Below are 17,824 nucleotides of genomic sequence, written 5' to 3'. Positions count from 1 at the left end.
GATCGGGTCAATGACCGGTCGCGGGAAGTAGTCGTTGACAGTTCTTCTACTCGTCGGTAGCTTCTGCGCCCGGCGTGCTGGAAATCACTTCGGCAAAAGTTGTGACGACCGCACAAAACCTATTTCGGGATTTTGTCAGAGGAGAGGGTGTTCATGACGGTCACCGCGACCACCACCGGCACGGTCGTGGACGCCGTGCTGCGCTGGGCCCGCGACCGGCCCGGCCGCACCGCCTTCACGTTCCTCGACCACGAGGCGGACCCGCGCGGCGTGCCGGTCTCGATCACCTGGGCCGAGCTGGACGCACGGGCCCGCGGCGTGGCCGCCGAGCTGCGGCGCCGGTGCGCGCCAGGCGACCGCGCGCTGCTGTTGCTGCCCCAAGGGCTGGACTACGTGGTGGCGTTCGTCGCCTGCCTGTACGCCGACGTGCTCGCCGTGCCGTTGTTCCCGATCACCGGCGACGGCCACCGCGAACGCCTCGACGGCATCCTGCGCGACTGCGCGCCGACCGTCGCGCTCACCGACGCGCCCGCCGCGCTCGACCTGGACGTGGTGGTGGTCGGCAGCGTGCCGCCGTCCGCCGAACCACCCGTGCGACGGCTCGGCGGGCCCGCCTACCTGCAGTACACGTCGGGCTCCACGCGGGCACCGGCCGGTGTGGTGGTGACCGACCGGAACCTCCGGGTCAACGTGCGCCAGGCGCTCACCGCCTACCGCCTGGTCGACGTGGTGGCGTCGCCGGTGAGCTGGCTGCCGCTGTTCCACGACATGGGGTTGGTGCTCGGCGTCGGCGTGGCGTTGGTGACCGGTGTCGAGGCGGTGCTGATGGACCCGTCGGCGTTCCTCTACCGGCCTTCGCGGTGGCTGCGGGCCATGCACGGGCGGCGCAACGTCCTCAGCGCCGCGCCCAACTTCGCCTACGACCTGTGCGTGCGGCGGGTGTCGGCGGCCGAACGGTCCGGGTTGGACCTGAGCGGCGCGGTGGCGCTGATCAACGGCAGCGAACCGGTGCACGCTGCGACGGTGGCCCGGTTCCAGGAGGCGTTCGGGCCGTGCGGGCTGCGGCCGGACGCCCAGCGCCCCTCGTACGGCCTGGCCGAGGCGACGGTGTTCGTGACCGCCGCCGCCCGGCCGACGACCACCGGGTTCGACCGCGCCGCGCTCGCCCGAGGACGCGCGGTCCGCCAGGACGACCCGGAGCGGGCGAGCGTGCTGGTCGGCTGCGGCGGCGCGGTCGACCAGCACCTCGCGATCGTGGACCCGGTGACGGGGGAGCGGGTCGACGGCGACCGGGTGGGCGAGATCTGGGTGTGCGGGGAGAACGTCTCGCCCGGCTATTGGTCCGGTGGGGAGGGCTTCGGCGCCCGGCTGCCGGGTTCGCCGCCGGGACCTTGGCTGCGCACCGGTGACCTGGGCGTGCTGCACGACGGCCAGCTGTACGTGGTCGGCCGGATCAAGGACCTGATCGTCATCGACGGCCGCAACCACTACCCGCAGGACGTGGAGGCGGTGGTGGAGGGGGCCGACGACGTGATCCGGCGCGGTCACGTGGCGGCGTTCGCGGTGCCCTCGGTCGACGGCGAGGCGATGGTGGTGGTCGCCGAGCGGTCCTCGAAGGTGCCGCGCGCGGCCGTCGACCAGTCCCGCGTCCGCGCCCGCGTGCGCGCCGCCGTGTCCCGACATCACGACGTGCGGGTGCTGGACGTGCTCGTGGTCGAACCGGGCTCGGTGCCCAAGACGTCCAGCGGGAAGCTCTCGCGCACCGCCTGCCGCGACCGCTACCTCGCCGGCCTGCTGCCCACCTCGTGACCGCCCACCTCGTGACCGCAGGCCCGGACGCGTCGCGGAGGTCCCCGCCCAGGGGGACCCCTGTTCTCGATCTTACCGACGAGGTCCGACAATTTCGGGAGAAGTCATGTCGCGCGTGCTGTTGCCCGCCCTGTCCGCCCTGGTCCTGATGGTCGTTCCCGCGCAGGCCACACCCGTCGCGGCCGATGACGGGGCAGTAGTCGTCGGCGAGCGGTGGCTCGACGCCCGCACCGTCGACCTCACGGTGTCCTCGCCCGCGATCGGCGGCCACGTTCCCGTCCGCCTGCTCACCCCACCGGGCTGGTCGCCTACCGCGTCCAGGACCTGGCCGGTCCTCTACCTGCTCCAGGGTGTCGGCGACGACTACACCTCGTGGACCAGGGAAACCGACGTCGAGGAGCTCAGCGCGTCGAGCGACGTCCTGGTCGTCATGCCCGACGCCGGACGCGCCGGCTGGTACACCGACTGGTGGAACGGCGGACGCGGCGGCACGCCCAGGTGGGAGACGTTCCACACCGGGGAACTGCCGCAACTCGTCGAGCGGAACTACCGGGGCGGCACGGCGCGCGCCGTCGCGGGGCTGTCGGCGGGAGGCACGGGCGCGTTCGGGTACGCGGCCAAGCACCCCGGCATGTTCCGGGCCGCCGCCTCCTACAGCGGTCTGCTGTCCACGCAGTTCATCGGCGTCCCCCAGTTCATCTACACCACCGTGCTGCGGGAAGGCCTCGACCCGTACGGGCCGTGGGGCCGCGAAACCCTCGTGCCCGATGTCTGGGCGGCGCACAACCCCAGGCAGCTCGCGGCGAACCTGCGCGGCATGTCCCTCTACATGTCCTACGGCAACGGCTTCAAAGGCGCGCTGGACACGGACTGGTGGTCCTACGACGCGTTCGAGACGATCGTGGGCACCACGTCGCCGGACTTCGTGGGCCGGATGCGGTCGCTGGGCATCCCGATCACGGTCAACGCCTACGGCGGCGGCACGCACACCTGGAAGTACTGGCAACGCGAGCTGCGGGCGTCCTGGCCGGTGCTGATGGCCGCGCTCGCGTGACGCGCGTCGTGCTGGTGGCCTGCTTCGCGGCCTTCGTCACGGCGCTGGACAACAGCGTCCTGATGGTCGCCCTGCCGACCATCGGCCGCGACCTCGGCCTGTCCACCACCGACCTGCAGTGGGCCGTGGTCACCTACATGCTGGTGTTCGCGAGCCTCATGCCGGCGGCGGGCGCGGTGGGGGACCGGTTCGGGCACCGCCGGGTGCTGCTGGTCGGGCTGCTCGGGTTCGCCGCCGCGTCGCTGGGCTGCGGCACGTCGGACGTCGGCTGGGAGTTGGCGCTGTGGCGGGCGGCCCAAGGTGCGTCGGCGGCGGCGATCGTGCCGACCGGGCTGGCCGTGCTGCGGACCGACCTGGACGCCGCCCGGCGCCGGACGGGGATCGCGGCGTGGACGGCCGCGCTGGCCGTGGCGCTCGCGGTCGGGCCCGCGCTCGGCGGCCTGCTCAGCGAGGCGGCGCACTGGCGGTGGATCTTCCTCGGCAACGTCCCGGCGTGCGTGGCGGTGGCCGCCTTCGCCGCCCTGGCCCTGCCGTCACGGCGGATCACCCGACCGACACCGCTGCCGATCCGGTCGACGGCGGCCTTGACCGCAGCCGTCTTCACCGTGACCGCGACCGTGCTGAGCGTCGGCGGCGACGGTCCGGTGGCGGCGTTGGCCGCGTTGTCCGGCGCGGCGTGCCTGGCGTTCGTGGCGGCGGAGCGGTCGGCCGCGCGCCCGTTGTTCCCGGCGGGCCTGGTCCGGCCGGTGTTCGTCGGCGGCACGGTCGCGCAGGCGTTGTGGGGGCTTGCGGTCAGCGGCGTGCTGTTCGTGCTGCCGCTGCACCTGCACCGCGCCGAGGGCCTCACCCCGTTGGCCACCGGCCTGTTCTTCGTGCCCGCCGCGGTGGCCGTGATCGCGGGCGCGCCGGTCGTGCCCCTCTTGGTGCCCCGGCTCGGGCCGTGGCGGACGGCGGCGTGCGGGCTCGGCGCGGTGACGGCCGGGCTCGTGGCGATGCCCTTCGCGTGTCCGCCGGCAATGCTCGCGTGCCTGGTGGTGATCGGTTTCGGCTCGGCGTTGACGACCCCGTTGACCACCGTGGTGCTGGATGCCGCCGACGAGCGGTTCGCCGGGGTCGCTTCGGCCACCGTCACCGCGAGCCGTGAGCTGGCGGGCGGTCTCGGCGTGGCGGTCATCGGGCTGGCGTTCACCGCGGCCGGGCTCTTCGCGGCGCTCGTGGTCGCCGCCGGCGTGGTGGCGGTGGGGCTGGGGATCGCGATCACCTTGGACCTGGCCGCGCGCACGCGGTCGGTCAGCCGTCCGGCCGGTTCGCGCAACGGGAGGTAGTCGTCGGTGCGAAGATCGGCACATGGGGACCACCGCGTTGGTGCTGCCGCTCGCCGATCCCACTGCGGACCTGGAGACGGTCGGCGGGAAGGGCGCCTCGCTGGCCAGGCTCGCCGCCGCGGGCCTGCCCGTGCCGGCCGGCTTCCACCTGACCACGCACGCCTACCGCCGGGCCACCGAAGGGCTCGACGCCGGGACCCGGGCCGGACGGGGAGGCGAGGCCGCCATCGCCGCCGCGTTCGAACGCCTGGACATCCCCGCGGACATCGCCGACGCCATCCGCGCGGCCCTGCCACCGGGACCGGTCGCGGTGCGGTCGTCGGCCACCGCCGAAGACCTGCCGGACCTGTCGTTCGCGGGACAGCACGACACCTTCCTCGACGTGTCCGGCGACGAGGTCCTGGACGCCGTGAAGCGGTGCTGGGCGTCGCTGTGGACGGCACGCGCCGTCGCCTACCGCGCCCGCAACGGCATCACCGACGTGGCGCTCGCCGTCGTCGTGCAGGAGATGGTGCCCGCCGACGCGGCCGGTGTGCTGTTCACCGCGAACCCCGTCACCGGCGCGCGGACCGAGACCGTGGTCAACGCCGCGCCCGGCCTGGGCGAGGCGCTGGTCGGCGGCACGGTCACCCCGGACGAGTACATCGTGTCCGCCGACGGCGTGGTGCGCGGGTCCGGCGGTTCACTGCTCTCCGACGCTCAGGTGCGGGAACTGGCCGGGTTGGGCGCACGGATCCAGGACCTGTACGGCGTGCCGATGGACGTCGAGTGGGCCGTGGCCGGCGGGCGGATCGCGGTGTTGCAGGCCAGGCCGATCACCGCGCTGCCCGAGGTCTGGAACGACACCCTGCGCGGCGACTACCTGTGGACCTGCGCGAACCTGCGCGAGGCCGTGCCGAGCGTGATGTCGCCCGCCACCTGGTCGTTCGCCCGGGTGCTCGCCCAACCGCCGATCGCCGGCCACCCGACGTCGGGCAACATCGGTGGCCGGTTCTACCTCAACCTCAGCGCCGCGCTGGCCGTCGGTCGGGCGCTCGGCCTGAACCGCTTCCTGTGGCGGACGGTCGAGCTGTACTTCGGCCGCGTCCCGGCGGGCGTCGAGGTGCCGCCGCTGCCGCTGTCCCGCCCAGCCGTGCTGCGGGCGGCGATCGGGGCGGCGCTGCCGTTCCTGCGCCAGAACCGGGAGTTCCGGGCGAAGATCGACGGCCTGCTGGCCTCCGCGCCGGGTCGGGCCGAACGGCTGCACGCCGCCTTCCGCGCCGCCTCGACGCCCGCCGAGCTGCTCGCGCTGTGGAAGTCCGACGTGCACGACGTGCTGCACGTGGACGCCAAGGTGTTCGACGCCGGCGCGCGCAACGGCTCGATGTCGTCGGTCAAGCTGCGCCGCAAGCTGGCCGGGCTCGTGGGCGAGGACGACACCACCGCGTTGCTGACCGGCGCGCACGGCGCGGCGGGGGAGTTGGAGAGCCTCGGCCCGGTGCTCGGCCTCGCCCGGCTCAAGCGCGGCGAGATCACCCGCGAGGCGTACGTCCGGCTGTACGGCCACCGGTTCGCCGACGAGTTCGAGGTGTCCGCGCCGCGCCCGGCCGAGGACCCCGGGTGGCCGCGCACCGACGACGTCGGCGTCGACCCCGAAGAGCTGCTGGCCAGACAGGCGGCCGTGCGCGACGCGGCGTGGGAACGACTGCGCGCCGCGCACCCCGGCAAGGTCGACCGGCTGCGCCGCGAGGTGGACGGGCTCGCCGCGCTGGCCCGGGAGCGGGAACGGGCGCGGTCGGAGTTCGCGCGCACGTTCGCCGTGCTGCGGGCGTTCCTGGTGCGGGCGGGCGAGGTCACCGGGCACGGCGACGCGGTGTTCTTCCTGCCGATCGAGGAGACCTTGCGCGTCCTCGACGGCGACGAGACCCCGTTGGCGTCGGTGCCGGCCCGCGGTGCCGCCTACGACCGCTACCGCGCGCTGCCGCCCTACCCGACCGTGATCCGCGGCCGGTTCGACCCCGAGGCGTGGGCCGCCGACCCGGACCGCCGGACCGACGTCCACGCCGCCGCCGCCGAACCCCTCGGCGACGCCGTGTCCGGCTTCCCCGGCGCGGCGGGCGTGGTGGAGGGCGTCGCCAGGGTGATCCAGGACGTCGCCGACGCCGCCGCGCTGCGACCCGGCGAGATCCTGGTGACCACGGTGACCAACATCGGCTGGACCCCGCTGTTCCCGCGCGCCGCCGCCGTGGTCACCGATGTCGGCGCGCCCCTGTCGCACGCCGCGATCGTCGCCCGCGAGCTGGGCATCCCCGCCGTCGTCGGCTGCGGCAACGCCACCACCCGGATCAGGACCGGCGATCGCGTCCGCGTGGACGGCGGGCGCGGCGCCGTGACCGTGCTGGGCTGATCACTCCCGTCGGGGCAGCTGCCCGGTCGGCCCGCTGGTCACGGTCAACCGGCCCGGACCGAACGTGACCTGCCCGGTCGGCCCTGGCGACACCGTGGCGCTGCCCGCCTGGAGGTCGGCCTCGAAACCGGGCAGCTTGAGCCGGATCAACGCGGGCAGCAGCACGGCCACGGTGAACAGCCCGACCAGCACCGGCGTGGTGGCCGTCAGCATCACCGCGGTCACCTTGCTGGAGAAGAAGAACGCCGTCCACATCGTGCCGAGCAGCAGCAACGAGATCGTAGCCACCGCGTAGCCGCCCCAGATCGCCGGCGCCACCGCCTTCATCTCCCGTTCCAGGAGCTGGAGGTTCCGCTGCGCCTCGACGTGGCCGCGGCTGCGCTTGAGGCACTCCCGCAGGTGGTGCATCGCGCGCAGCCGGTAGCCGAACCGGCCGCGCGCGTCGGCGGCCAGCGACCCCATGCGGTGGTGCGCCACACCGGCCACGAAGTGCGGGTCGGCCTCCGCGTCCGGCGCGGTATCGATCGCCGACTGCGCCTGCGCGTACGCCTCCGCGTGCAGGTCCGGGTTCTGCTGCTTGTCACCGCGCTGCACCAGCAGCCGCGCCAGCGCCAGGTGCGTTCGCCACTTCCGCGACGCGTCCTGCCGCTGCTCGGCGAGCCGCAGCACGGACTCGGCCTCCGCCTCGTCGCCGGCCCTGGCCAACGCCTGCGCCAGCCCGATCGCCGCCGCGCCCGAGGCCGGGTCGATCGCGATCGCCTGCCGGAACTCCCGTTCGGCGTCGGACAACCGCTCCTCGCCCAGCTGCAGGAACAACGCGCCCAGCTCGACGTGCGCGTTCACGTCGTACCAGTCCCGCGCGACGGCCTTGCCCAGCTCGACCTCGGCTTCCTCGTACCGCCCCATCTGGACGTACAGCGCGCCGAGGTCGGCGTGGCTGCCGTGGTGCGGGTCGACCTCCAGCGCCTTGCGCAGGTGGTACTCGGCCGAGGCCAGGTTGCCCCGCCGGAAGGCGAGCACGCCGAGGCAGACGTGCACGGGCGCGGAGGCCCGCCGGTCGAGCAGACCGCCGGCCAGGCCCTCCGCCTCGCGCCACCGCCGCTCGCCGTCCTGCCGCGCCAGCGCCCACACCAGGGCCAGCACGTAGTCGTAGTCGTCCGGGCGGTCCGCCAGCGCCGCCCGGAACTCCTTCTCGGCGGTGACGAGGTCGTCGTCGGTGAAGGCCGCCCAGCCCAGGGCGTGGTGCGACGCCGCGCGCTCGTAGTCGTCGCGCGAGTCGGCGAGCAACGCGGCGAACACCCGGCGCGCCTCGCCGAGCCGGCGGGCGTCGTGGTGGACCCACCCCAGCTCGAACCTGGGCCCGCGCAGGTGCGGCGCCCGGGCGCAGAACTCGGAGACCAGCCGTTCGGCCTCGTCGAGGCGGCGCAGGGTGCGCAACGTCGCCGACAGCGCGACCACCAGGTCCACGTCGAAGGGGTCGACGGCGCGTGCGGCGGCGAACTGCTCCTCGGCGCGGTCGAACGCGCGGACGTGGTCGTGCACCTTGGCCAGCAGCACGTGCAGGTCCACCACGCCCGGCGCGTTCACCAACGCCTGCCGCGCGGTCTCCTCCGCCTCTTCGAACCGGTTGAGGAGCATCAACGCGGCGACGCGCGCCTCGTAGGCGGCGACGTGCCCGGGGTCGAGGTCCAGCGCGCGGTCGGTCACCACCAGCACGCGGTCGAGATCACCCATGTCGCCGTGCAGCCAGGCCGCCGTGACCAGGGCGTCCGGCTCGTCGGGGCGGAGCTCGAGCATCCGGTTCGCGGCGGCGAGCGCCTCGGGGTAGCGGCGGGCCGTGCGCAGCAGGCTCACCTTGGTGCGCCACGCCCACTCGTGCCCCGGCCGCAGCTCCAACGCCCGCTCGACCTCGGCGAACGCCGCCTCGACCCGGTCGAGGTCCGAGTGCAGCCAGGCGATGTCGACGCGCAGGTCGGCGTCGTCGGGGAAGCGCGCCAGCGCCTCGTCGGCCGCCCGCCCGGCCTCGTCGAACCGGCGGGCGAGCCGCAGCACGCGGATCCTGCGGCGATGGGGCAGCGCGTAGGCCGGGTCGACCTCTGACGCCCGGTCCAGGTGGGACAGCGCCTCGTCGACGAGGTGCCTGGCGGCGGCCAGTTCGGCGGCGGTCACGTGCAGGCTCGACGAGTCGGGGTGCAGCGCCGCCGCCTTGGCCGCCGTCACCAGGGCCTCGTCCACCCGGCCGGCGGTGTGCAGGACCGCGGTCCGGCTGCGCAACGCCCACTCGTGCTCGGGGTCGAGCGCCAGCGCGGCGTCCAACGACGCCAGGGCGTCCGGCACCCGGTGGCGGTCGGCGTGCAGCCAGGCGACGGTGACGTGCAGGTCGGGGTCGTCGGCGATCCGGGCCAGCGCCTCCTCCGCCGTGCGCCTGGCCTCGTCGAACCGGCGGGCTTCGCGCAGGTGGCCGATCAGGCTCCGCACGGCGGTGCGGTCGTCGGGCTCGATCGCGAGGGCGCGCTCGGTCGTGGTCACGGCGTCGTCGTGCCGCCCGGACTGGTTGTACGCGTCGGCCAGGCGCAGGAGGGTGGGCACGTCCTCGGGCTGCTGCTCGGCGGCGGCCTCCGCCGCACGCAGGGCTTCCGGCAGCCGGCCGAGGGCGTCCAGCGCGACGATCCGCGCGCTGTGCGCCCCGGAGTGCCGGGGTTCGAGCGCCAAGGCGCGCTCCGACGACGTCACCGCCTCGTCCAGCCGGCCGAGGGTGATCTGCAGGCGGGCGATCGCGACGTGCAGCTCGGCGTCGTCGGGCTGCCGGCTCACGGCGTCCGCCGCGGCGGAGACCGCCTCGTCGAGCCGCTTCGCGTAGGTCAGGAACTTGACGCGGCTGCGCAGCGCCCACGCGTGGTCGGGGGACAGGCGCAGCGCGCCGGCGACCGCCTCGACGGCCTCGTCCTCCCGGTCGAGCGAGCTCAACGCCCACGCGTGCTCCACGTGCAGGTCGGGCTCGTCCGGGCGCAGCGCCACGGCGTGCCGCCCCGCCTCCACGGCCTCCTCGCGCCGGCCGAGGGAGCCGAGGCAGTCGATCCGCCCCTGCAACGCGTCGGTGTCGCGGGGACTGACCGCCAACGTGCGCTCGACGTGGTCGAGGGCTTCCACGTGCCGGCCCTCGTCGGCGTGCAGGCGCGCCAGCGCGAGGTGGATCGCCGGGTCACGGGGGTGGAACGCCAGCGCCCGCTCGCCGGTCTCCAACGCCTCCTCGGACCGACCGGCGTCACGGAGGATCACGACCTTGCGGCGCAACGCGGGGGCGTGCCGCGGCACACCGGCCAGCGCCTTGTCGCAGCACGCGACGGCGAGGTCGGTGTCGCCGCGGGCCAGGTGCACCCCGGCGAGGGTGAACTGGAGGTCCGGGTCGTCCGGGTAGTGCTGCAGGGCCACGCCCGCCGCCGCTTCGGCCTCGTCGTGCCGGTCCGCCGACACCAGGATCGAGATCCTGCTCCGCACCACCGACTCGTGCGTGGGCGTGATCGCCGCCGCGCGGTCCAGGTGCTCGATCGCCCGGTCGTGCTCGTCGCGCGCGGCGTGCAGCCAGGCCGTGGAGACGAGGAACACCACGTCGGACGGGTGCCGGTCCGCCGCGTCGGCCGCCTGCTCCAGCGCGTCGTCCGTGCGGCCGAGCGACTGGAGCAGGTCGATCCGGCTGTCCAGCGCCCAGCGGTGCGCGGGGTCGAGCGCCAGCGCCCGGTCGACGGCGGCCAGGGCTTCGTCGTAGCGGTGCCGGTCGCTGAGCACCCACCCGTGCTCGACGTGCAGCCGCGGCACGGCGGGCACCGCCGCCACCGCGGCCTCGGCCACCTGTTCGGCCTCGTCGTAGCGGTGCTGGGACCGCAAGGCGGTGATCTTCCACTCGAGCGCGTCCGGGTGGTGCGGGTCGAGGTCGAGCGCCGCGTCGAAGCACGCCACCGCCTCCGCGTACTCGTAGGAGGTCGAGTGGACGCGGCCGAGGGCGTAGTGGGCCTTCGGCGCCTCGGGGTGGTCGCGGACCGCCTCCCGCGCGGTCGCCTTCGCCTCGTCCAGCCGGGTCAGGTTCGCCAGGGCGACGGCGACCCAGCCGGCGGTGCGCCAGTCGTCCGGCGCGAGGCGGCGGGCCTCGGTGAAGGCCGCGAGCGCCTCGCGTGGCCGCCACGCGTCCAGGTGGGCCCGGCCGAGGGCCAGCCGCAGCGGCACGCTGTCCGGGTGCCGCGTGATCGCCTCGGCGGCCACGGCGAACGCCTCGTCGTCCCGGTACGTGCGGGACAGGGTCGCGACGCGCCACGCGAGCAGGCGGTCGTCGTCGTCCGCGAACAGCGCCAGCGCCTCGTCGTACCGGTGCCGGGCCAGCGCCAACCGGCCACGCGCGATCCGCAGGTCGGTGTCGTCGGCGGGGTGGTCGGGCCCGGCCAGCGCCTCGGCCCGGTCCAGCTCACCCCGGCGGCGCAGCCGGTCGATCTCGGCGGCGGTGGGCATTGGTCCCCCTCGGTGGCCCGGTCCGTTGTGGATCACAGTGCACCGTAGTCCGCCGCGCCGGGCGCCTTCGTCGGAATCACCGTTGCGGCAGCCGGAGTATTCCATCGGGGTGACGGAATCGTTACAGTCAGTTTCTGGGAACGCTCCCAGAGACGACAACGAAGGGGTTGTTGTGCGAAATCTGCTGGCGGCGGTGGCCGCTGTGGTGTCGATAGCCGGGTTGGTGGTGATCGGCGGGACCAGCACGGCGGGGGCTGCTCCCGTCTGCGCCGTGGACTACAAGCTCAACCAGTGGGCCACCGGGTTCACCGCCAACGTGACCGTGACCAACCAGTCCGCTCCGGTCACCTCGTGGAAGCTCACCTGGACCTTCGCCGGTAACCAGGCGGTCAGTTCCGGCTGGAGCGCCGACGTGAAGCAGTCCGGCGCGGTCGTGACCGCGTCCAGCATGCCGTGGAACGGGTCGCTGGGCACGGGCGCGAGCGCGCAGTTCGGCTTCCAGGCGACGTACAGCGGCACGAACGCGGTGCCGACCGACTTCGCGTTCAACGGCGTCTCGTGCAGCGGCGACGGCCCGACCACGACGACGACGACCTCCACGACCACGACGACGTCGACCACCACCACGACCACGACGACCGGCAACCCGCCGGTCTGTGACACGGCGGCGCTGTGCGACGACTTCGAGCAGCAGACCGGGTCCGCCCCGAGCGGCCGGTGGACCGTCGGCGCGGCCAACTGCACCGGCCAGGGCACGGTCGCCATCGACAACTCGGTCGCGCGCAGCGGCTCGAAGTCGGTGCGGGTCAACGGCGCGTCGGGCTACTGCAACCACATCTTCTTCGGCACGCCGATCACCGGCACGAGCGTGGTGCACGGCCGGTTCTACGTCCGCCACACCACGGCCCTGCCGATGGCGCACGTGACGTTCATGGCCATGAAGGACTCCGCCGACGGCGGCAAGGACCTGCGCATGGGCGGCCAGAACTCGGCGCTGCAGTGGAACCGCGAGTCCGACGACGCCACCCTGCCCGAGCAGAGCCCGGTCGGCGTGTCGAAGAGCAAGCCGCTGCCGACCGGCCAGTGGAACTGCGTGCAGTTCACCGTCGACCCGGCGGGCCGGATCTCGACCTCGCTCAACGGCGCGGTGGTCGAGGGCCTGGTGGCCGACGGCGTGTCCACGCCCGACGTCGACTCGCAGTGGCTGCGCAAGACCAACTGGCGGCCCGCCGTGACCGACCTGCGGCTGGGCTGGGAGAGCTACGGCGACGGCGCGAACACCCTCTGGTACGACGACGTGGCGGTCGGCTCCTCGCCCGTCGCCTGCTGATCCGGCGGACGTGGGGAGGACCGGTGCGCCGGCCCTCCCCACGCTCGGCTCAGGCCGCGTTCACCGAGACGTCGTCCACCACGAACGAGGTCTGGTAGGACCAGTCCTCCACGCCGGAGAAGCTCAGCGTGACGCTCTGGCCCGCGTACGCGCCCAGGCTGAAGGTGCGCACCTCGTACCCGGACGGGTTGAGGTTGGTGTAGGTCGCCAGGGTGGTGCCGGCCACCGAGACCGTGAAGGTGTCGAACACCTCCGGCTCGTACTCGTCGGTGCTGATCTTCAGCCACAGCGACAGCGTGGTGTTCGTGCAGCCCGCCGGGATGGTGACGGTCTGCGTCAGCGTCTCGGTGTTGGTGTAGCCGTAGCCGCTGATCCACGAGGAGCGGGTGCCGGAGCGGGGCGAGCCCTCGCCGGTCCACGCGGCGATCGTGTGGGTGGCGTTCGACCAGCCGGTGGTGCCGCTCTCGAAGCCGCCGTTGACCGCCTTCTCACCGGGCGCGGCGCACGTGCCGCCCGTCGGGTTGACGGTCCAGGTGAACGTGGCGCCCGCCGACTTGCCCGCGCTGTCGGTGACCGTCGCGGTCACGGTGTAGGAGCCCGCGGTCGTCGGCGTGCCGGAGATCAGGCCGGTGGACGCCGCGATCGTGAGGCCGGGCGGCAGGCCGGTGGCCGACCAGGTGTACGGGGGAGCGCCGCCGGAGGCCTTGAGCTGCAGGCTCGTGGCCGTGCCGACGCTGCCGGTCTGGTTGCCCGGCGGGGTGACCGACGGGTTGCCGGTGCCGGGGTCGCCGGTGTTGACGAACAGCAGCTGGTTCGGCGAGCCGGTGCCCGGACCGCTGATCTTGTTCGGGGTGGAGTTGCCGATCATCGCGCTCGCCACCTGCGCGGGCGTCAACGACGGCGTGGCGCCGAGCAGGACCGCCGCGCCGCCCGCCACGTGCGGCGCCGCCATGGACGTGCCGCTGATGGTGTTGGTGGCGGTGTCGTTGGTCATCCACGCCGAGGTGATGTTCTGACCGGGCGCGAAGATGTCCGTGCACGTGCCCCAGTTGGAGAACGAGGCGCGGGCGTCGGTGTTGGTCGACGCGTTGACCGTGATCGCCTCGGCGACGCGGGCCGGGGTGAAGTTGCACGCGTTGGCGTTGGAGTTGCCCGACGCGATCGCGTAGGTCACGCCGTCGGCGATCGAGTTGCGGACCGCGGTCTCGCCGGTCACGTCGCTGCCCTGGCCGCCGAGGCTCATGTTGGCCACGGCCGGGCCCGAGGTGTGGTGGCCGGTGACCCAGTCGATGCCCGCGGCGACACCGGCGAACGAACCGGACCCGGCGCAGTTGAGCACCTTGACCGCGATCAGCCGCACGCCCTTGGCGACGCCGTGGGCCGTGCCGCCGACCGTGCCCGCCACGTGCGTGCCGTGGCCGTTGCAGTCGGTGTTGTTGGTGTCGACGGTGTTGGTGCCCCAGGTGGCCCGGCCGCCGAAGTCGGAGTGCGTGGTCCGGATGCCGGTGTCGATGATGTAGGCGGTGACGCCGGTTCCGTCGTTGGGGTAGGTGTAGGACGAGTCGAGCGGCAGGTCGCGCTGGTCGATGCGGTCCAGGCCCCACGACGGCGGGTTCGGCTGGGTCGCGGTCGCCTTGACCTCGCCGTTCTGCTGGACGTAGGCCACGCCGGGCTCGGCGGCCAGGCGTCGCGCGTCCCGTTCGGACAACGTGCCCGCGAAGCCCTTGAGCGCGTTGCGGTAGGTGTAGTCGACCTTGGCGTCGTACTTGGCGCTGAGGTCGGCGGTGAGCGCGTCGACGCTCTGGGTGGACAGCTCGTTGTACACGACGATGTAGCTGTCCGCGATGGCGGTCGGGTTGTTCGTGCCGAGGATGTCGGCTTCGGCCGCGGCGGGTGTGGCGCCGGAGGCCAGTGCCGCGGTGGTCATCGCCACCGCGGCTAACGCGAGCAGGGCTCGTCTGGATCCGCGAACGTCTCCCATTGCAGGGTTCTCCCTCGTGCAGGGGTTCCGGCAGACCCATAGCGGCGCGGGTCGGCCGGGGAGTGGAGGTTCTGCGATCACGTTCGCGCGGACGTGATCGGCAACGTTAGAGGACCGCTCGGTACCGGACAATCGGCCGGCAGTGGGAACGACCTGCGGTATTCCGAACGACGACCACGGTCGGGCTACCCGCGCCCCATTGGCCAATAATCTTAATAACTTCAGTGTCGACTAAACTCAGTCTTCTCCCGGCACCGGACGTGGCACCGGGAGAAGACTGGGTCCAAAAGCGGCCAGGACGATCAGCGGCCGACGTAGGCGCCGAGATGCCGGGCGGTCAGGGTGGAGGCGTTCTCGACCAGGTCGGCGGGCGTGCCGGTGAAGACGATCCGGCCGCCGTCGTGCCCGGCGCCGGGGCCGAGGTCGATGATCCAGTCGGCGTGCGCCATGACGGCCTGGTGGTGCTCGATCACGATGACCGTGTTGCCGTCGTCCACGAGCCGGTCGAGCAGGGCGAGCAGCTGGTCGACGTCGGCGAGGTGCAGGCCGGTGGTCGGCTCGTCGAGGATGTAGGTGGACGCCTTCTCGGCCATGTGGATGGCGAGCTTGAGCCGTTGCCGCTCGCCGCCGGACAGCGTGGTGAGGGGTTGGCCGAGGGAGAGGTAGCCGAGGCCGACGTCGACGAGTCGGTCGAGGATGGCCTTGGCCTGCTTCTCGGTGAAGAAGTCGCGGGCCTCGGTGACGGACATGCCGAGGACTTCGCTGATGTTGCGGCCGCGCAGGGTGTGGGTGAGGACCTCGGCGGTGAACCGCTTGCCCTCGCACTCCTCGCAGACGGAGGCGACGCCGGCCATCATCGCGAGGTCGGTGTAGACGAGGCCGATGCCCTTGCACTTGGGGCAGGCGCCTTCGGAGTTGGCGCTGAAGAGGGCGGGTTTGACGCCGTTGGCCTTGGCGAAGGCGGTGCGGATGGGGTCGAGCAGCCCGGTGTAGGTGGCGGGGTTGGAGCGCCGTGAGCCGCGGATGGGCGCCTGGTCGACGGTGACGACGTCGTCGCGGTGGGCGAGGGAGCCGTGGATGAGCGAGCTCTTGCCGGATCCGGCGACGCCGGTGACGACGGTGAGGACGCCGAGGGGGATGTCGACGTCGACGCCCTTGAGGTTGTGGAGGGTGGCGCCGGTGATGGGCAGTTGGCCGGTGGGGGTGCGGACCTGGTCGCGGAGTCGGGCGCGGTGGTCGAGGTGGCGGCCGGTGAGCGTGCCGGAGGCGCGGAGTTCGTCGACGGTGCCGGTGAAGGTGATGTGGCCGCCGTTGGTCCCGGCGCCGGGGCCGAGGTCGACGACGTGGTCGGCGATGGCGATGGTCTCCGGTTTGTGCTCGACGACCAGCACGGTGTTGCCCTTGTCGCGCAGGCGGAGCAGGAGGTCGTTCATGCGCTGGATGTCGTGGGGGTGCAGGCCGACGGTGGGTTCGTCGAAGACGTAGGTGACGTCGGTGAGGGCGGAGCCGACGTGGCGGACCATCTTGACGCGCTGGGCTTCGCCGCCGGAGAGGGTGGCGGCGGGTCGGTCGAGGCTGAGGTAGCCGAGGCCGATCTCGACGAGGTTGTCGAGGAGTTCTTTGAGGGTGGTGAGCATGGGGCCGACGGAGGGGTCGGTGATCTTGGCGACCCAGTCGGCGAGGTCGCTGATCTGCATGGTGGAGCAGTCGGCGATGTTCACGCCGTCGATCTTGGACGAGAGGGCGGCGGCGTTGAGGCGGGCGCCGCCGCAGGTGGGGCAGTCGGTGAAGGTGACGGCGCGGTCGACGAAGGCGCGGACGTGGGGTTGCATGGATTCCCGGTCCTTGCCGAGGTAGAGGCGTTGGACTTTGACCAGGAGGCCTTCGTAGGTGACGTTGGTCTTGCCGATTTTGACTTTGGTGGTTTCGCGGTTGAGGAAGGCGTCCCATTCTTCGTCGGTGAAGTCCTGGAGCGCCTTGTCGGGGTCGTAGAAGCCGGATTGGACGTAGGTCTGGACGTACCAGTTGTCGACGGTGAAGCCGGGGACGGTGATGGCGCCCTGGGTGAGGGATTTGGTGCGGTCGACGAGTTGGTCGATGTCGACGGTGGAGACGCGGCCGAGGCCTTCGCAGGTCTGGCACATGCCTTCGGGGAGGTTGAAGCTGAAGGCGCCGGAGGTGCCGACGTGGGGTTGGCCCAGTCGGCTGAAGAGGATGCGGAGCATGGTGTGGGCGTCGGTGGCGGTGCCGACGGTGGAGCGGGAGTTGGCGCCCATGCGTTCCTGGTCGACGATGATGGCGGCGCTGAGGTTGCGCAGGGCGTCGACGTCGGGGCGGCCGAGGCTGGGCATGAAGGACTGGATGAACGCGGTGTAGGTCTCGTTGATGAGTCGTTGGGACTCGGCGGCGATGGTGCCGAAGACGAGGGAGGATTTACCCGAGCCGGAGACGCCGGTGAAGACGGTGAGTCGTCGTTTGGGGATGTCGACGGAGACGTCGGCGAGGTTGTTCTCCCTGGCGCCGCGTACTTGGATGACGTCGTGGCTGTCTGCTGGTGCGGCCATCGCCTGGCTTTCCCCCTGCTTTGTTTATGCCGTAAGGTGCTCGCGGCACGGTACTTTACGCTGTAAGGGGTGGGCAAGTGGCGGTCTTCGCCGGGCAGGGTGACGCGCGTCGGTCGATGCGGCTGCTGTGGCGTGCGCCGGGTGGTGGTGCGGGGTCGGGGTTGTCGGTGGACGTGATCGTGGACGCGGCGATCGAGGTGGCGGACCGGGACGGCATGGCGGCGTTGTCGATGCGCGCGGTGGGTGAGCGGTTGGGGCGTTCGGCGATGGCGTTGTACACGTACGTGCCGAGCAAGGCGGAGTTGGTGGACCTGATGTACGACCGGGTGTTGGGGGAGTTGCCGTCGGAGTACCCGGTGGACGGTGGGTGGCGGGTGGCGTTGCGGGCGTGGGCGCAGGACGCGCGGGCGTTCTTCCTGGCTCATCCGTGGGTGTTGCAGGTGTCGCAGGCGCGGCCGGTGCTGGGGCCGAACGAGTTCCTGATGGTGGAGGTGTTGTTGCGGATCCTGCGGCCGACGGGTCTGGGCGTGTCGGTGTTGCGGGGTGTGGTGGGTGCGGTGGTGCAGTTCGTGCGTGGCGCGGCGGGGGTGATCGCGGAGGCGCGGCGGGCGGCGCGGGAGACGGGGATGACGGACGAGGAGTGGTGGTTCTCGCGGTCGGAGGTGTTCGAGGAGGTCGCGCCGGACTTCACCGAGCGGTTTCCGCTGTCGGCGTGGCTGGGCGCGGAGGAGCCGCCGGTGGTGGAGGGGGAGGAGGACGTGCCGTACTTGGAGCGGGACGCGGTGGGGAACTTCGTGACGGGGCTGGAGGTGTTGTTGGACGGCGTGGAGGCGGCGGTGGCGCGTGCGCGCGCCGGCGGGGGCTGAGGTCGGCGG

The 17,824-nt window shown here is 72.8% G+C and carries 9 protein-coding genes; 6 read left to right on the top strand and 3 right to left on the bottom strand.

Annotated elements, in window-relative coordinates; all coding sequences use genetic code 11:
• Positions 1-153: 153 nt before the first annotated feature.
• The 4 genes from LNK82_RS29455 (at position 154) to LNK82_RS29440 (ending at position 6,574) form a co-directional block, all read left to right on the top strand.
• Positions 154-1,809 (top strand): fatty acyl-AMP ligase, encoded by a 1,656-nt coding sequence (locus LNK82_RS29455; RefSeq protein ID WP_230568522.1) that lies wholly within the window; start codon positions 154-156, stop codon positions 1,807-1,809.
• A 106-nt stretch (positions 1,810-1,915) separates the two neighbouring features.
• A complete protein-coding gene (locus tag LNK82_RS29450) occupies positions 1,916-2,863 on the top strand; it encodes an alpha/beta hydrolase (protein WP_230568523.1) in 948 nt (315 codons plus the stop codon).
• Positions 2,860-4,188, top strand: a complete 1,329-nt coding sequence (locus LNK82_RS29445) for an MFS transporter (protein ID WP_230568524.1) — start codon at positions 2,860-2,862, stop codon at positions 4,186-4,188. Before LNK82_RS29450 ends, LNK82_RS29445 begins: the two co-directional genes overlap by 4 nt.
• Positions 4,189-4,210: 22 nt before the next feature.
• The gene (locus tag LNK82_RS29440) at positions 4,211-6,574 is read left to right on the top strand and encodes a PEP/pyruvate-binding domain-containing protein (RefSeq protein WP_230568525.1); all 2,364 of its coding nucleotides are present in this window, start codon (positions 4,211-4,213) and stop codon (positions 6,572-6,574) included.
• On the opposite strand, the gene LNK82_RS29435 is transcribed toward LNK82_RS29440, so the two are convergent.
• Positions 6,575-11,074 (bottom strand): tetratricopeptide repeat protein, encoded by a 4,500-nt coding sequence (locus LNK82_RS29435; protein WP_230568526.1) that lies wholly within the window; start codon positions 11,072-11,074, stop codon positions 6,575-6,577. It lies immediately after the preceding gene.
• A gap of 172 nt (positions 11,075-11,246) precedes the next feature.
• On the opposite strand from LNK82_RS29435, the gene LNK82_RS29430 reads away from it, so the two are divergent.
• A complete protein-coding gene (locus tag LNK82_RS29430) occupies positions 11,247-12,404 on the top strand; it encodes a cellulose-binding domain-containing protein (protein ID WP_230568527.1) in 1,158 nt (385 codons plus the stop codon).
• 49 nt (positions 12,405-12,453) lie between these two features.
• Here the strand turns inward: LNK82_RS29430 and LNK82_RS29425 are convergent, their stop codons facing one another.
• The gene (locus tag LNK82_RS29425) at positions 12,454-14,331 is read right to left on the bottom strand and encodes a S8 family peptidase (RefSeq protein WP_230568528.1); all 1,878 of its coding nucleotides are present in this window, start codon (positions 14,329-14,331) and stop codon (positions 12,454-12,456) included.
• A gap of 356 nt (positions 14,332-14,687) precedes the next feature.
• Complete coding sequence (locus LNK82_RS29420) at positions 14,688-16,949, bottom strand: ATP-binding cassette domain-containing protein (protein ID WP_230568529.1); 2,262 nt, start codon at positions 16,947-16,949, stop codon at positions 14,688-14,690.
• 77 nt (positions 16,950-17,026) lie between these two features.
• Here LNK82_RS29420 and LNK82_RS29415 point away from each other — a divergent pair, with 77 nt between their 5' ends.
• The gene (locus LNK82_RS29415; RefSeq protein WP_230568530.1) at positions 17,027-17,815 is read left to right on the top strand and encodes a TetR/AcrR family transcriptional regulator; all 789 of its coding nucleotides are present in this window, start codon (positions 17,027-17,029) and stop codon (positions 17,813-17,815) included.
• Positions 17,816-17,824 lie beyond the last annotated feature (9 nt).

Source organism: Saccharothrix luteola, assembly GCF_020859565.1.
In the GTDB taxonomy this organism is placed as follows: Bacteria; Actinomycetota; Actinomycetes; order Mycobacteriales; family Pseudonocardiaceae; genus Actinosynnema; species Actinosynnema luteola.
This window is presented reverse-complemented; position numbering and strand designations above follow the sequence as displayed.

Coding starts and splice junctions, on each gene's coding strand:
- LNK82_RS29420 (WP_230568529.1), bottom strand. CDS start 16,949: ATGGCCGCACCAGCAGACAGCCACGACGTCATCCAAGTACGCGGCGCC.
- LNK82_RS29425 (WP_230568528.1), bottom strand. CDS start 14,331: ATGACCACCGCGGCACTGGCCTCCGGCGCCACACCCGCCGCGGCCGAA.
- LNK82_RS29455 (WP_230568522.1), top strand. CDS start 154: ATGACGGTCACCGCGACCACCACCGGCACGGTCGTGGACGCCGTGCTG.
- LNK82_RS29435 (WP_230568526.1), bottom strand. CDS start 11,074: ATGCCCACCGCCGCCGAGATCGACCGGCTGCGCCGCCGGGGTGAGCTG.
- LNK82_RS29440 (WP_230568525.1), top strand. CDS start 4,211: ATGGGGACCACCGCGTTGGTGCTGCCGCTCGCCGATCCCACTGCGGAC.
- LNK82_RS29450 (WP_230568523.1), top strand. CDS start 1,916: ATGTCGCGCGTGCTGTTGCCCGCCCTGTCCGCCCTGGTCCTGATGGTC.